Source organism: Streptomyces sp. PT12 (assembly GCF_003311645.1).
Taxonomy (GTDB): Bacteria; Actinomycetota; Actinomycetes; order Streptomycetales; family Streptomycetaceae; genus Streptomyces.
Window position 1 is genome coordinate 90050 of sequence record NZ_QEST01000081.1, and the last position, 15828, is coordinate 105877.

The window sequence follows — 15828 nt, forward strand, 5'->3', positions numbered from 1 at the left end:
CAGCGCGCCCCTCAGCGCGGCGCCACCACCGCGCCGAGCAGCCCCGGCCCCGTGTGCGCGCCGATCACCGCGCCCACCTCGCTCACATGCAGGTCCACCAGCCCCGGCAGGCGCCCCCGCAGCCGCTCCCCGAGCTGGGTGGCGCGTTCCTCCGAGTCCAGGTGGTGCACCGCCACATCGACGGGGCCAGCGCCCGCGTGCTCCACCGCGAGCGCTTCGAGGCGGGCGATCGCCCGCGACGCGGTGCGCACCCGCTCAAGCGGCTCGATCCGGCCCTCGCGCAGCTCGAGCAGCGGCTTGACGGCGAGCGCCGAGCCCAGCAGCGCCTGGGCAGGGCCGATCCGGCCGCCGCGCCGCAGGTGCTCCAGAGTGTCGACATAGAAGTACGCGCGGGTTGACCCAGCCCGTTTCACCGCGGCGGCCACCGCGTCGTCGGGGGTGCCGCCCGCCGCGACCGCCTCAGCCGCGGCCACCACGCTGAAGCCGAGCGCCATCGCGATCATCGCGCTGTCCACCACGCGCACCGGCACGGGCGCCTCGCGCGCCGCCACGACCGCCGCGTCGTACGTGCCCGAGATCTCGGACGACAGGTGGAGCGACACGATGCCTTCGGCGCCCGCGTCGGCAGCCGCGAGGTAGGCCGCCGCGAATGTCGCGGGCCCGGGCCGCGACGTGGTCACAGGACGCCGCTGCTGGAGCGCGTTCGTCAGCTCCCGCGCCGCCTCGTCCGTGCCGTCCTCGAACGCCGTGCCGCCGAGCACCACCGTGAGCGGAACGACGATGATCCGATGCCGTTCAACCGCCTCTGTCGGCAGATAGGCCGTGGAGTCGGTGACGATGGCGACGGAGCGGGACCGGGGCATGGGACGGAGACTACGTGAGCCCTGCACGGATCAGTCCGCGTCCTCCACGGCCTTCCTCGGCCGCTCCCGCGGAGGCAGGGAGTGGCCACCGGACGGCGGCGGCTCGGACGGCGACCAGTGCCGAAGGGCCTTGGCCTCGATGGCGATCTGGTCCTGGAGCGCGTCGAGCCCTTCGACGTTGTCGTGCCTGGCGCGGTCCTGGGCCGCCATGCGCAGCGAGTCCGCCGACGCCTTGATCCGGTCGGCGCGCACGCGCAGGTCGGGCAGCCGACCGGCGATCCTGGCCCGGTCGGGCTCGCCGGTCATCAACGACGCGAGCTCGCCGTCCAAGCGATCGGCGTGGCCCGCGAGCTGGTCGAGGAGGGCAAGCGCCTCGCCCAGCGCGGGGTCGCGCTGGGCGCCCGCCGCGAGCGTGCCGCGCGTGCTGTCGAGGCTGGCGCGCAACTCCCTGCGCGTGCGCGCCACATCGCCGATCAGGCCAGGCTGGGCCGAGCGCGCGGTGAGCGACGCGTCGGTCACCGCGCGGCGCACCTCCCGCCTGGCGCGGTCGATCCCGCGCCGGGTGGCCCGCACGCCGCGGGCGACCGCGAGCACGAACACCGTGAAGAACAGCAGGGACAGCACGGCGAGCGCGATAGCTATCTCCATAAATCTCCAGAGTAGAGCCCTCGGGCCCGGGGCGGGCCAGGATGTCAGCCAGGAACGACGTTCACCAGCTTGGGCGCCCGCACGATGACCTTGCGGATCGCCGCCCCGCCCAGCGCCTCGGTGATCCCGGGGGCGGCCAGCGCCAGCTCCTCCAACTCCGTGTCGGAGATGTCGGGTGCCACCTCGAGACGGGCCCTGACCTTGCCCTTGACCTGCACCACACAGGTCACCGTCTCGTCCGTGACATACGCGGGATCGGCGACGGGGAAGGGCGTGTACACCACGCTCTCCTCGTGTCCAAGCCTGCTCCACAGCTCCTCGGCGATGTGCGGCGCCAGCGGGGCGATCAGCGTCACCAGCGTCTCGGCGGCGGCCCTCGGCACCCGGTCGATCTTGGTGACGTGGTTGTTCAGCTCGGTGATCTTGGCGATCGCCGTGTTGAACCGGAGCTGTTCCAGGTCCTGGGCCACGCCGTGGATCGCCTTGTGCATCGCGCGCAGCGTCGCGTCGTCCGGGGCGTCGTCGACGACCGAGACCTCGCCGGTCGTCTCGTCCAGGACGTTGCGCCACAGCCGTTGCAGCAGCCGGAACTGGCCGACGACCGCGCGGGTCTCCCAGGGCCTCGACACGTCGAGCGGCCCCATCGCCATCTCGTAGAGCCGCAGGGTGTCGGCGCCGTAGGCGGCGAACACCTCGTCAGGTGAGACGACGTTCTTCAACGACTTGCCGATCTTGCCCAGCTCGCGCCGCACCGGCTCGCCCCGGTGGACCCAGCCGTCGCCGACCTCCTCGACCTCGGCTGCGGGCACGGGGAAGCCGCGGCTGTCGCGGTAGACATACGCCTGGATCATGCCCTGGTTGAACAGCTTGTGGTACGGCTCGGCCGATGAGACATGCCCCAGGTCGAACAGCACCTTCTGCCAGAAGCGGGCGTACAGCAGGTGCAGAACGGCGTGCTCGGCGCCGCCGACATACAGGTCGACGCCGCCCGTGCTCATGCCGTCGCGCGGGCCCATCCAGTACCGCTCGATCTCGGGGTCGACCAGCGCGCGGTCGTTGAACGGGTCCAGGTAGCGCAGCTGGTACCAGCACGAACCCGCCCAGTTGGGCATGGTGTTGGTCTCGCGGCGGTACTTCCGCGGCCCGTCGCCCAGGTCGAGCTCGACATGGACCCAGTCGTGGTTGCGCGACAGGGGCGTCTCGGGCTGGGTGTCCGCGTCGTCGGGGTCGAACGTGCGCGGGGAGTAGTCGTCGACCTCCGGCAGCTCCAGGGGCAGCATCTCGTCGGGCAGCGCGTGCGCCACGCCGTCCTCGTCGTAGACGATGGGGAACGGCTCGCCCCAGTACCGCTGGCGGCTGAACAGCCAGTCGCGCAGCCGGTAGGTGACCGTGCCCTCGCCCGCGCCGCGCTCGGCCAGCCAGGCGTTGATCCGCTCCTTGGCCTCGGCGACGCCCAGGCCGTCCAACGAGATGCCGGGCGCCGAGGAGTTGATCAGGCTTGCTTCACCCGAGGTGAACGACCCGTCCCACGTGGCGGGGTCGGTGCCACGCCCGTCCGTCGGCTCGACCACGCAGCGCATGGGCAGCCCGAAGGCGCGGGCGAACGCGAAGTCGCGGCTGTCGTGCGCGGGGACGGCCATGATCGCGCCGGTGCCGTATCCGAGCAGGACATAGTCGGCGATGAAGACGGGGATCCGCTCGCCGTTGACGGGGTTGGTCGCGTGGGCGCCGGTGAAGACGCCGGTCTTCTCCTTGGCCTCGGCCTGGCGCTCGACGTCCGACTTGGCGGCGGCCTGCTTGCGGTAGGCCGCGACCGCCTCGGCCGGCGTGGCGTGCCCTCCGGTCCACTCCTGGGGCGTGCCCTCGGGCCAGGCGGCGGGGACGACGTCCTCGACCAGCGGGTGCTCGGGCGCCAGCACCATGTAGGTGGCGCCGAACAGCGTGTCCTGGCGCGTGGTGAAGACGGTCACCGAGGCGTCGTCGGCGACGGGGAAGTGGACCCTGGCGCCGTGGGAGCGACCGATCCAGTTCCGCTGCTGGATCTTGATGGCCTCGGGCCAGTCGACGGTGTCCAGGTCGTCGATCAGGCGGTCGGCATAGGCGGTGATCCGCATGTTCCACTGGCGCAGGCGGGCCTTGAACACCGGGAAGTTCCCGCGCTCGGAGCGCCCTTCGGCGGTCACTTCCTCGTTCGCCAGGACGGTGCCGAGGCCGGGGCACCAGTTGACCGGGGCGTCGGCGGCGTACGCCAGGCGGTGGGCGCTCAGCACGTCGGCGCGCTCGGCGGGCGACAGCTCGGCCCAGGGACGCCCATCGGGGGTGGGCCGCTCGCCCGACGCGAACAGCTCGACCAGCTCGTCGATCGGCCTGGCCCCGCCCGCCTCGGCGTCGTACCACGCGTTGAAGACGCGCAGGAAGATCCACTGCGTCCAGCGGTAGTAGTCGGGGTCGATGGTGGCGAACGAGCGCCGCGTGTCGTAGCCCAGGCCCAGCCGCCGCAGCTGGGTGCGGTAGGTCCTGATGTTCGCCTCGGTGGAGACGCGCGGGTGGGTGCCGGTCTGCACGGCGTACTGCTCGGCGGGCAGGCCGAACGCGTCGAAGCCCAGGGTGTGCAGGACGTTGTGCCCGCTCATGCGCTGGAAGCGGGCGTAGACGTCGGTGGCGATGTACCCCAGCGGGTGGCCCACGTGCAGCCCCGCCCCCGAGGGGTAGGGGAACATGTCCATGATGAACTTCTTGGGCCTGGCCGCCCGCCCGCTGTCGTCCGCGAGGTCCCCCGTGGGGTTGGGCGTCTGGTACGTGCCGTGCCGCTCCCAGTAGTCCTGCCAGCGTGCCTCGATGTCCGCTGCCAGGGCGGCGTCGTACCTGTGTGTCTCGCTCATCGTCTTCGAAGCTCCATCGGTCGTCATCCGCCACGCCATGAAAAAACCCCTCGCACAGGGAGGGGTAGCCACGCTGACGTCGTCCTGACGCTCGTCAGCGCGGCCGCGTAAGCAGAAGGCGTACGGCACGCATGCCGACAGGGTAGCGCACGGGGCGGGGCGCGGCCCTGGCGAGCGAACGGGTCACCCGGCGGCGGGGGCGGGCGCGGGGGCGAGCCAGCCCTGCCCTGCCGCCAGCCGCCTCGCGGTGTGGACCAGCGCGGCGACGGCGGGCGGGGCGCTGCCACGCGGGCGGACGAGGGCGAGCGGGACGCGGGGCAGCGGGTCGCTGACCGGCAGGTGGGCGGCGGCGGGCAGAAGGTGCTCGGCGACGGAGCGGGGCAGCAGCATGAAGCCGCCACGCAGGATCTCCCGGTGGTGGCGCAGCCCCGGCACGGGATTCTCCCAGACGGGGAACGTCTCGCCGGTCGCGCGCAGGGCGGAGAGCACCGCGTCCACATAGCCGGGCGCCAGCTCCCTGGCCAGGAAGCGGAACGTCTCGCCGCGCAGCTCGGACAGCGCCACGGACGGGCGCCCGGCCAGCCGGTGCCCGGCGTGGACCACGACGACGCACTCCTCCTCCCGCAGCACCTCGGCGACCCAGCCGTCGGGCACGGGCGAATACCGGCCGATGGCGAGGTCGAACGCACCGTCGGCCAGGGCGGCGGGCAGCTCCGCGTCCCAGGTCTCCCTGGGGGCCACGCGTATCTCCGGGTGGCGCTCGGCCAGGGCGGCTATCAGCTGCGGAAGCTCGGCGTGGGCCACGCTCGGGCCGTAGGCGACGCGGACCGTGCCGCCCGCCGCGCGGCCCGCCTGCCGGGTGCGGGCCACGGCGCGCTCGGCGCGGTGCAGCACGTCGCGCGCCTCCGCCACGAAGACCTCGCCCGCCGCGGTGAGCCGCGTGGGCCTGCGCAGGAAGAGGGCGAGCCCCAACTCCCGCTCGAGCGCGCCGATCTGGCGGCTGAGCGGGGGCTGGCTCATGTGCAGCCGCGCGGCGGCGGCCTGGAAGCTCCCGGTGTCCGCGATCGCGATCACATACCGCATCAGTCTCAGATCAACGGCCATGCCCCGAGGGTATGTCGGCAGACATAAAGGGACTGTTCGTTTCGGAAGTGACCGGGAAACGCTCTCAACGCCCTGATGCGCAGGGCATACGCCAAAGAAGAGAGCTAAAAACATGTCTGAAACGGACAGTACCGAAGCGTCGGGCGCCACGCGCCGCCATGCGCTCGGGGCGGGCGGCCTCGCCGCCGCCGCAGCCGCCGGGGTCGGAGCCGGGGCCCTGACGCCGGGCGCGACCGGCTCGGCCGCCGCGTCGGGGGCGCGGGGCCGCGGCGGCGGAGCGTTGATCACCAGGCCGTTCCCGGCCACCGGTGAGCGGATCCCGGTGATCGGCCTTGGCACGTTCATGACCTTCGACACCCTGCCCGGCGCCCCCCGTGGTCACATCCGCGACATCGTGCGGTGCTTCAGGCGGGCCGGGGGCGCGGTGATCGACACGTCGCCGCTCTACGGCGCCGCCGAGGCGAACACCGGCTGGGCGATCGCCGGATCAGCCGACGATGTCTTCCTCACCGACAAGATCTGGTCCACGGGCGAGCACCTGTGGGACGACAGCCACGCGCTGCGCTCCCTGGAGCGCTCGATGGAGCGGCTTTCCCGCGACCGCCCGCTGTCCGTCGTGACCTGCCACAACCTGGTCAATGTCGATGTCGTCCTGCCGCTCCTGCACGCCTGGAGGAAGGAGGGCCGCATCCGCCACCTCGGGGTGACCCACCACGACATCGCCTACTTCGACCTGCTCGCCCACTGGGTCGAGCGCGGCGCCCTCGACTCCCTCCAGGTGCGCTACTCGATCCGCACCCGCGACGCCGAGCGAAGGGTGCTGCCCGCCGCGGCCGACCACGGCACGGCCGTGATGGTCAACATGCCGCTGGAGAAGGGGCGTCTGCACGCGGTCGTCGGCGACAGGCCCCCGCCGGACGAGGCCCTGAAGCTGGGGATCGACAGCTGGGCCGAGCTGTTCCTCACGTGGGTGGTCGCCCACCCCGCGGTCACCTGCGCGCTGCCCGCGACCTCGCGCCCCGAGCACCTGGAGGAGAACGTGCGGGCGATGCGCGGCGCGCCGCCCGACCCTGAGACCCGCGAGCGGTTGGCGGCGCTGCTGGCCGAGCTGCCGGGCTTCGCCGACCTCGAGACCGCGCCCTGGTACCCGGGCAAGTCCTACCCGGGGCTGGTCTCGCGGGCCCAGGCGGCGCCGCGGGAGCGGAGCCCCTGGTGGCCGTCGTGACGGCGCCGCGCGCCCCGGGGGTCCTTCGCGGGCCCTTCGCTCACGCCGCGCTGAGCACCGGCTGGTCGATGACGCGGCCGAGGAAGCCGCGCATGTAGCCCGCGATGGCGTCGAGGTGGCTCTCCAGCGCGAAGTGCCCCGTCGGCAGGAGGTGCACCTCGGCGTCGGGCAGGTCGCGCCGGAACGCCCTGGCGCCCTCGGGTCCGAAGATCCCGTCGTTGGCGCCCCACACCGCGAGCAGCGGTACGCGGCTTGAGCGGAAGTACTCCTGGACCCGCGGGTAGAGGGCGATGTTCGTCGGATAGTCGCGGAAGAGGGCGAGCTGGACGAGGTCGTTGCCTGGCCGTGCGAGCAGGCCGAGATCGTGGCTCCAGGTGTCGGGGCTCACCAGGGAGGGGTCCTCGACGCCGTTCAGGTACTGCCAGCGGATCTCGTCCTCGGTGAACGCCTGGCGCGCGGCCGTCTCGTTCTCCGGGGAGGGGTCTGCGGCATAGGAGTTGAGGCCCCGCCAGAATTCCTGGACGAACCCCTCCTCGTAGGCGTTGCCGTTCTGGGAGACGATCGCCGTGACGCGCTCGGGCGCCCTGAGGGCGAGCCGCCAGCCGATGGGGGCGCCGTAGTCCTGGACATACAGCGAGTAACGCCCCACGCCGAGGCTGTCGAGCAGGCCGTCGGTGAGGTCGGTCAGCGCGTCGAAGCCATAGTCGAATTCCTCGACCGTGGGCATGCCGGAGTATCCGAAGCCGAGGTGGTCGGGCGCGATGACGCGATAGCGGTCGGCGAGTTCCGGGATGAGCTGCCGGAACATGTGCGAGCTGGTGGGGAATCCATGGAGCAGCACGATCACGGGAGCCCCGGAGGGCCCGGCCTCCCGGTAGAAGATCCGCTGCCCGTTCACCATGTCCGTCCTGTGGTGCACGGCGGTCATATTCCGGCCTCCTGCCTGTGGGCGCGTGCGACGACGCGAAAGAGTCGCAGCCACCCCGGCGCCGCGCAACAAGGCTCGCCAGCCGCCCGCCAGGGGAGCGCGCAACGGCCCAACGCGCGCCCCGGGCGCGGGGCGCCTCAGTCGGTGACCCTGCTCCTGCTCTGGTAGAGGAGGTCGGCGTACTCGGGGTGGCGCCCGATCCAGCCCGCGTAGAACGGGCAGGTGGCCAGCACCCGCAGCCCCGCCTCGCGCGCGGCGTCGAGCGACACGCGGGCGAGCGACGAGCCGATGCCCTGGCCCTCGCGGTCCGGATCGACCTCGGTGTGGACAAAAACGATCAACTCCGGGGTGCGCAGATACTCCGCGTATCCCGCGACCCTCGGCTTCTCGCCCGCGCCCTCGCCGCCCTCGCCATCCTCGCCATCCTCGCCGCCCTCGCCGGTGAGCCTGGCCTCGAAGCGCCGTGCCTCGGGGACGTCCACGATCTCGACCGCCATGAGCGATCACCCCATCTCTCGTTCACCGGCCACGGTACAAAATCGCGGTACCGGAACGGCTCCCGTATTGACGGCGTCACCGGCGGCTGCCATGGTCTAGACATGACGCGGACATGGTCTAGACCTTGGACCGGTGCGCGCCACCCCCCGCTCCCCCACGGCCCCGCATGCTCCCTCGCCGAGCGAATTGTCATGAACGCTCCACTAAACCAGGCGACGCTCGGCGCGCGCTGATCACCGCTCCTCACCTCACAGGCGCCCTTTGATGCGAAGGGGACAACTCACCATGTCCATCAGCTTCCTGAAACGTCTTCCGCTCGGACGTTCGGCGATCGTCGTCGCGCTCGCGGCGATCGTCGCCACCCTGTTCGTCGCGCCGCCCGCGCACGCCGCCGAGGGCCCGATCCGCGGCCTCGGCGGCAAGTGCGTCGACGTCGCGGCGGCGGACACCGCCAACGGCACGCCCGTGCAGCTCTACGACTGCAACGGCACGGCCGCCCAGCGCTGGAACGTCGGCGGCGACGGCACCATCCGCGCGCTGGGCAAGTGCCTCGACGTCACCAGCGGCGGGCGCACCGACGGCACGCCCATCCAGCTGTGGGACTGCACCGGCAGCCCCAACCAGCGGTGGGTGGTCACCGCCGCCGGCGACATCGTGAACCCGCAGGCCGACAAGTGCCTTGACGTGCGCGACCGCAGCACGGCCAACGGGACGCGGCTCCAGCTGTGGACCTGCACCGGCGCGTCGAACCAGAAGTGGACGGCGCCGGGCGCGGGCGGCGGCCCCAACCCCGCGGCGTTCGTGGTGAGCGAGGCCCAGTTCAACCAGATGTTCCCGAACAGGAACCCCTTCTACACCTACGGCGGCCTCGTCCAGGCACTCAGCTCCTACCCTGGCTTCGCCAACACCGGCAGCGAGACCGTGCGCAGGCAGGAGGCGGCGGCGTTCCTCGCCAACGTCCACCACGAGACCGGCGGCCTGGTCCACATCGTCGAGCAGAACCAGGCCAACTACCCGAACTACTGCGACTGGGGCCAGCCCTACGGCTGCCCGGCCGGTCAGGCGGCGTACTACGGCCGTGGCCCGATCCAGCTCAGCTGGAACTTCAACTACAAGGCCGCGGGTGACGCGCTCGGCATGGACCTGCTGAACAACCCCTGGCGCGTGGAGCGCGAGTCGGCCGTGGCCTGGGCCACGGGGCTGTGGTACTGGAACACCCAGAGCGGGCCTGGCACCATGACGCCGCACAACGCGATGGTGAACCAGGCGGGCTTCGGCCACACGATCCGCGCCATCAACGGCTCCCTCGAGTGCGACGGGCGCAACCCCGGCACCGTGCAGAGCAGGGTGAGCCGCTACCAGCAGTTCACCGGCATCCTGGGCGTCGACCCCGGCGGCAACCTCTACTGCTGACCCCGCGACGCCCTCGCCACCCCCGCGCGGCCCGGAAACCCCACGTCCGGGCCGCGCGGTCACGCGCGCCCGTGGCGCGACACCGCGGCGGCGCCCGTCAAACGAGGCGCCGCCGCGGGGCGGTCGGGGCCGCGAGGGCCCCGTCGGGGGTCAGCAGCGCGCGAGCGCCTCGGGCAGCTGGTCGCGTGAGGCGATGCCCTCGGCCATCGCGCGGAACTCCGCGAGCATCGGGTCCATCAGCGGGGAGTGGAACGCGTGGCGCCCGGCAGCCGCTTGGTCCTCGCGCCCCCGGCGGCCAGCGCATCGGCGACCGCGGTCACCACCTCTTCGGGGCCCGAAACCACCACGGACGAGGGGGCGTTGACCGCCGCGATGCCCGCGACGCCCTCGTGGCCCGCGAGTTCGGGCAGCACCGCGGCCTCGGGCGCGACGATGGCCACCATCGCGCCGCCGGGTGGCAGCCGGTCCATCAGCCCGCCGCGCGCCGCGCCCAGGTCGCACGCGTCGGGCAGCGACAGGATCCCCACGCCATGGGCCGCGGCGATCTCGCCGACCGAGTGCCCGAGCACGACATCGGGCCGCACAGGCCAGGCCCACCCGCCCCGCGTCGGCGCGCACCTCGCCGCTGACCACGCCCGGCGCGGCGTTCCCCGCCGCCAGCGCCTCGACGCCCGCGAGCGGCCCGGCGCGCCCGCCTCCCAGTCCACATGGGTCGAACGGCGTTCGGCGTGCAGGGTCTTCGGCAGCACCGCGTGGCGCAGCGCCATTACCGTCTTGATGACGCCAGCCACCCCGGGCGCGGCCTGGGCATGGCCGATGTTGGACTTCAACGAGCCCAGCCACAGCGGCCGTTCGGCGTCCCTGCCCCGGCCGTAGGTGGCCATCAGGGCGTGCGCCTCGACGGGTCGCCGAGCCTGGTGCCCGTGCCGTGCGCCTCGACCGCGTCCACCTCGGCGGCGGTCAGCGTCACGGGCATCGGTCTTGGCCTCGCCGGGATAGAGGTCGGCGATCCGGCGCATCGCCAGCCCGGGCAGGTAGGCGTTCGTGACAGCCGACGTCCCACGCGACCGTCAGCGGCAGGGCGCCGATCGAGGCGGGCTGGTCGACGATGACCAGCACAGGGCCGAATCGGATCGACGGCCCTGCTCCTGCTGATGACGCCGCCGCTGCTGTCGTTGCGGCTCGGCACGCCCGACGACGGCAGCCAGCCGGGCGAGCTGACGCAGCGCCGCGCCTACGACATCGTCACCGAGCGCTGGGGCGCGGGCTGGAACGCGCCGCTTGTCATGACCGTCAGGGGCGCCGACGAGGCCGGGCCGCGGGACTTGGCCGCGGCGCTCGAGGACGATCCCGAGGTGCGGCTGGTCGACGAGCCGCGGCCCAGCGAGGACGGCGAGGTGGCCATCGTGACCGCCACCCCGCACAGCGCGCCGCAGGACGAGGCCGTGACCGAGCTGGTCGAACGCATCCGCGACGACACCGGGCCCGCGACGCTCGCGGCCTCCGGCGGCGAGGTGCTGGTGGGCGGCCCGACCGCGGTGGTCATCGACCTGGCCGAGGTCATCGGGGAGCGGCTGCCGTGGGGGGTCCTCGCGGTGGTCGGCGCGGGGATGCTGCTGTTCGCCATGTTCAGGGCGCCGTTGATCGCGCTCAAGGCGGCGCTGATGACGCCGCTGTCCATCGGGGTGTCGTTCGGCGTGGTCACGGCCGTCTTCCAGTGGGGCTGGGGCATCGAGCTGCTCGGTCTCGACAAGAGCGTGCCGATCGTCTCGGCGGTGCCGATGCTGCTGTTCGCGGTGCTGTTCGGGCTCTCGATGGACTACGAGGTGTTTCTCCTCTCGGCCATCCGCGAGTCCTACGACGGCGGCAATGACGCGCACCGCGCGATGGTCTCCGGCATCGGCTCGACCGCCCGCGTCATCACGTGCGCGACGATCATCATGGCGGTCGTCTTCTTCTCCTTCTCCACGGTGCCCGACACCCTGGTCAAGATGGCCGGGATCGGCCTGGCGACCGCCGTCGTCATCGACGCGACGCTCATCCGCATGGTGCTGGTCCCCCGCGCTGATGACCCTGCTCGGGGACCGGGCGTGGTGGCGGCCCCTCAGCCGCCCGCACGGGCACGAACGCGCCCGCCCACACGGGCACGACCACGCGGGCTGAACCGGGGCCCCGGGGGCTGACCCGGGGCCCCGGGAGCGCGCGGTCACTCGATGCCAAGCTCCATGTCGATGAGCGCGAACATCTCGTCGTCGCTCGCCGAGCCCAGCTCGTCGCCGCCCCCCGGCGCCCCCGCGCCGCCCTGCGCGCCCCCCTCGACCTCGCCGAGCAGCGACCGCAGCCGGGCCGCGACCGCGAGCCGCCCGTCCTGGTCGGCGCCCAGCGCGGACACCGCGGCCCGCAACCGGTCCAACTCGCCGAGCACGGCCGCCGCGTCGCCCGCCGCCGCGTCGCCTTCCCGCTCGAACAGCTCGCCGTGCAGCCGCTCCGCGAGCAGCGCGGGCGTGGGGTGCCGGAAGATCACCGTGCTGGGCAGGCGAAGACCGGTCGCGGCGTTGATCCGGTTGCGCAGCTCGACGGCGGTGAGCGAGTCGAAGCCCACCTCGCGGAAGGAGCGGTCGGGGCCGACGTCGGCCGCCGTGCCGTGCCGCAGCACGGTCGCCGCGTGGGAACGCACCAGGTCGAGCAGCGCGCGCCGCCGCTCCTCTGGCGCGGCATCCGCCAGCCTGCCCTTGAGCGAGCCGTCCTGGGACGCGGGCGGCTCGGCCGCCGCCGCGGCGGCCCTGCGCCGCGGCACGGCGCCGCCGAGCCCGGTGAGCACCGCGGGCAGCGCACCGGCCGCGGCCTGCTCGCGCAGCCCCTCGGGGTCGAGGCGGGCCGCGACGAGCGCGGGCTCGCCGCCCGCGAACGCCGCGTCGAACAGCGCCAGGCCCTCGTCCGTCTCCAGCGGGGCCACCCCGGTGCGGGCCAGGCGGCCGATGTCCCGCGCGTCCAGGTGCCCCGTCATGCCGCTCGCCTCCCGCCACAGGCCCCAGGCCAGCGAGACGGCGGGCAGCCCTCGTTCGCGGCGGCGGCGGGCGAGCGCGTCGAGCGCGGCGTTGGCCGCGGCGTAGTTGGCCTGCCCCGCGGTGCCCAGCACCCCGGCGACCGAGGAGAACAGCACGAACGCGTCCAGGTCCGCGCGCTCCGTCAGCTCGTCGAGCAGCTGCGCCGAGCGCGTCTTGGCCCGCAGCACGCGCTCGACCCGCGCGGGCGTCAGGTCGTCGAGCACCGCGTCGTCGAGCAGCCCCGCGAGGTGGAACACCGCGCCAAGGGGCCGCGTGCCCGGGATGCCGTCGAGCAGCGCGGCCAGCGCGTCGCGGTCGCTCGCGTCGCACGCGGCGACCCGCGCCTCGGCGCCGAGACCGGTGAGCTCGTCGACGAGGGCGCCCGCGCCGTCCGCCGCCTCGCCGCGCCTGCTGGTCAGCAGCAGATGCCGCACGCCGTGCCGGGTGACCAGGTGGCGGGCCAGCAGGGCGCCCAGCGTTCCCGTGCCGCCGGTGAGCAGGACGGTGCGGGACGGGTCGAGCGGGCGTGGCGCGGTGAGCACGATCTTGCCGATGTGCTCGGCGCGGCGCATGGTGTCGAACGCGTCGGGCGCCTGCGCCAGCGGCCAGCCGCGCAGCGGCGGCGGGGTCAGGGCGCCTTCGGCGAAGAGCTCCATGAGCCGCGGCAGCACCAGGCCCACGCGCTCGGCGTCCTCGCTCATCAGGTCGAAGAACTGGTAGCGCACGCCCGGGTGTTCGCGGGCGACGGCCTCGGCGTCGCGCACATCGGTCTTGCCCATCTCCACGAACCGCCCGCCGCGCGGCAGCAGCGCGAGGGAGGCGTCGGTGAACTCGCCGCTGAGGGCGTTCATCACCACGTCCATGCCCTCGCCTCCCGTCGCGGCCAGGAAGGCGTCGCGGAAGCGCACGTCGCGGGTGGAGGCGATGTGGTCGTCGTCAAGGCCAAGGCGGCGCAGCACATGCTGCTTGGCCGGGCTCGCGGTGGCGAAGACCTCGGCGCCGACGTGCCGGGCGACCTGGAGGGCGGCCAGGCCGAGGCCGCCCGTGGCGGCGTGGACGAGGATCCGGTCGCCGCGGCCGAGGCCGCCGAGCTCGACCAGGCCCATCCAGGCGGTCAGGAAGATCACGGGAACGGCGGCGCCGCGCTCGAACGTCCAGCCGTCGGGCAGCGGCACCAGCGTCCTGGCGTCGGCCACCGCCACCGGGCCCATGGCGCCCGGGATCATCCCCAACACCCGGTCCCCTACGGCGAATCGGGTCACCCCAGGGCCGACCTCGACCACGGTGCCCGCGCCCTCGACGCCCATCTCGGCCTCGCCGGGGAACATGCCGAGCCCGATCACCACGTCGCGGAAGTTGAGCCCGGCCGCGCCCATGGCGACGCGGACCCGCCCAGGGGCCAGGTCCTCGCCCGCGGCGGGCGAGGGCAGCGCGGCCAGGTTGTCGAGCGTGCCCACGGCGGTGACATCGACCCGCCAGTGCCCCGCGGGCGGCGGCGGCAGCACCCTGCGGACGGCCCTGGCCAGCCGGGGAACGGCGATCTCCCCGGCGCGCAGGCGCAGTTCGGGCTCGCCCGGGCGGGCCGCCACCGCGGCGGCGGCCGACCCGACGGCCGCGTCGTCGGCGCCGCCCACCAGGTGGACCAGCGCGAAGCGCCCGGGGTTCTCCGTCTGGGCGCTGCGCAGCAGCCCAGCCACCGCGGCCTGCGCGGGCCCGTCGCCCAGCAGCGCGAACGCCAGCCGCGCGGCGCCGAACCGCTCGTCACCCGACCTCTCGGCGCCGAACTTCTCAGCGCCGAACTTCTCAGCGCCGGACTTCTCACAGGCCAGCCACTCCTGGGCCAGCGCGAGGGCCGCCGTCACGGCCTCCTGGATGTCGGGCCCCTCGTCGACGAGCGCCACGACCACGTCGGGCACCGCGGCGGGCAGGGCGTCGAGCGTGGGCACGTCGCGGCCAAGGACGCACCAACGCGCCGCGCCCTCGGGGGAGTCGGGGCGCTCGGCGGCCGGGGACGGCACCCATTCGACGCGGTGGAGCCCGCCGACCACGGGGGCGGCGCCCGCCGCCCCGCGCGGCACCTCGCGCAGCGCAAGCGCCTCGACGGCGGCCAGCGGGCGGCCCGTCACATCGGCCACCAGGATCCGCACGGAGTCCTCGCCGTCAGGGGTGACGCGGACGCGCGCGGCGGACGCGCCCGCGGCGTGGATCTCGACCCCCGACCAGGCGAAGGGCAGCGCGAGCCCGGCCGCGTCCTCGCCCGCGCGGTCGAGCAGGGCGCCGTGCAGGCACGCGTCGAGCAGCGCCGGGTGGAGCCCGTACCCCGCGGCGTCGGCCCGCTGCTCGGCGGGCAGGGCCACCTCGGCGAACACCTCGTCGCCGCGCCGCCACGCGGCCCGCAGGCCGCGGAAGACGGGCCCGTACTCGTAGCCGAGGGCGGCGAGTTGGGGATAGAGCTTGTCGAGCGCGACGGGCACGGCGCCCCGCGGTGGCCACACGGCGAGGTCGCCGCTCGCACCGTCGTTGTCCAGAGCCCCGGCGCCCCTGCCGGGGGCGAGAACGCCCGTGGCGTGCGTGGTCCAGGGCTCCCCCTCGGCGTCCGCGGGGCGCGCGTGGACGGTGAACGGGCGCCCCGCGGCGGGGTTGTCCGCGTCGCGGGGGCCGCCCACGGCGATCTGGAGGTGGACGCGGCCGCGTGCGGGGAGCGGCAGGGGCGCCTGGAGCGTCATCTCATCCAGCCGGTCGCAGCCCGCCTCCTCCCCGGCGCGCAGGGCCAGCTCGACAAACGCGGTGCCCGGCAGCAGGACGCTGCCCGAGACGGCGTGGTCGGCGAGCCACGGGGTGTCGCGCGGCGAGAGCGTCGCGGTGAGCAGCGCGCCCTCGGCGCCCGCGAGCGGCACGGCGGTCTCGGCCAGCGGGTGGACGCGTTCGACGCCGGTCCTCGCGGGGGCGTCCATCCAGTAACGCCGGTGCTGGAAGGCGTAGGTGGGCAGCTCGACCGTGCGCGCGCCCGACCCGGCGAACGCGGCCGACCACGCGACGTCGGCGCCGTGCGCGTGGGCCTCGGCGATCGAGGTGAGGAAGCGCTCCCTGCCCCCGTCGTCGCGGCGCAGGGTGCCGACCGCGGCGATGTCGGCGTCGGCGTTCTCCTGGATGGCCATGGCGAGCACGGGGTGGGCGCTCGCCTCGACGAAGAGGGAGTGCCCCTCCTCGATCAACAGCC

11 protein-coding genes and 2 pseudogenes are annotated in these 15828 nt (G+C 73.9%); 3 read left to right on the forward strand and 10 right to left on the reverse strand.

All coding sequences use genetic code 11. From position 1 onward, the window contains the following. Positions 1-11: 11 nt before the first annotated feature. From DEH69_RS09055 to DEH69_RS09070, 4 genes are all read right to left on the reverse strand, one after another. Entirely contained in the window at positions 12-863 is an 852-nt protein-coding gene (locus tag DEH69_RS09055) for a DegV family protein (RefSeq protein ID WP_113686389.1), read from the reverse strand. Between the two features lie 30 nt (positions 864-893). Beyond that, positions 894-1511, reverse strand: a complete 618-nt coding sequence (locus DEH69_RS09060) for a hypothetical protein (RefSeq protein WP_181727334.1) — start codon at positions 1509-1511, stop codon at positions 894-896. 44 nt (positions 1512-1555) lie between these two features. After that, a complete protein-coding gene (gene leuS / locus DEH69_RS09065; protein WP_258534545.1) occupies positions 1556-4393 on the reverse strand; it encodes a leucine--tRNA ligase in 2838 nt (945 codons plus the stop codon). Between the two features lie 183 nt (positions 4394-4576). After that, complete coding sequence (locus DEH69_RS09070) at positions 4577-5497, reverse strand: LysR family transcriptional regulator (RefSeq protein WP_181727335.1); 921 nt, start codon at positions 5495-5497, stop codon at positions 4577-4579. 112 nt (positions 5498-5609) lie between these two features. Here DEH69_RS09070 and DEH69_RS09075 point away from each other — a divergent pair, with 112 nt between their 5' ends. After that, positions 5610-6722 (forward strand): aldo/keto reductase, encoded by a 1113-nt coding sequence (locus tag DEH69_RS09075; RefSeq protein ID WP_113686390.1) that lies wholly within the window; start codon positions 5610-5612, stop codon positions 6720-6722. Between the two features lie 40 nt (positions 6723-6762). Here DEH69_RS09075 and DEH69_RS09080 read toward each other — a convergent pair whose 3' ends face one another. Then, the gene (locus DEH69_RS09080; protein ID WP_113686391.1) at positions 6763-7650 is read right to left on the reverse strand and encodes an alpha/beta fold hydrolase; all 888 of its coding nucleotides are present in this window, start codon (positions 7648-7650) and stop codon (positions 6763-6765) included. A 137-nt stretch (positions 7651-7787) separates the two neighbouring features. Then, positions 7788-8147: a GNAT family N-acetyltransferase gene (locus DEH69_RS09085; protein WP_113686392.1), complete on the reverse strand. Its 360-nt coding sequence runs from the start codon at positions 8145-8147 to the stop codon at positions 7788-7790. Positions 8148-8433: 286 nt separating this feature from the next. Here DEH69_RS09085 and DEH69_RS09090 point away from each other — a divergent pair, with 286 nt between their 5' ends. Continuing rightward, entirely contained in the window at positions 8434-9561 is a 1128-nt protein-coding gene (locus DEH69_RS09090) for a lectin (protein WP_113686393.1), read from the forward strand. Positions 9562-9797: 236 nt separating this feature from the next. Here DEH69_RS09090 and DEH69_RS09095 read toward each other — a convergent pair whose 3' ends face one another. From DEH69_RS09095 to DEH69_RS09100, 3 genes and pseudogenes are all read right to left on the reverse strand, one after another. Next, on the reverse strand, positions 9798-10328 hold the full coding sequence (locus DEH69_RS09095; protein ID WP_369008266.1) for an acyltransferase domain-containing protein: 531 nt from the start codon (positions 10326-10328) through the stop codon (positions 9798-9800). An 18-nt stretch (positions 10329-10346) separates the two neighbouring features. Then, positions 10347-10537: pseudogene (locus DEH69_RS33615) on the reverse strand (hypothetical protein); the annotation flags it as partial. Next, positions 10524-10698: pseudogene (locus DEH69_RS09100) on the reverse strand (transposase); the annotation flags it as partial. The pseudogenes DEH69_RS09100 and DEH69_RS33615, both read right to left, overlap by 14 nt. A 17-nt stretch (positions 10699-10715) precedes the next feature. Here DEH69_RS09100 and DEH69_RS09105 point away from each other — a divergent pair. Further along, positions 10716-11744, forward strand: a complete 1029-nt coding sequence (locus tag DEH69_RS09105) for an MMPL family transporter (RefSeq protein ID WP_258534547.1) — start codon at positions 10716-10718, stop codon at positions 11742-11744. A gap of 23 nt (positions 11745-11767) precedes the next feature. Here the strand turns inward: DEH69_RS09105 and DEH69_RS09110 are convergent. After that, positions 11768-15828: SDR family NAD(P)-dependent oxidoreductase (locus DEH69_RS09110; RefSeq protein ID WP_113686409.1), on the reverse strand; the 4061-nt coding region annotated here is incomplete at its 5' end.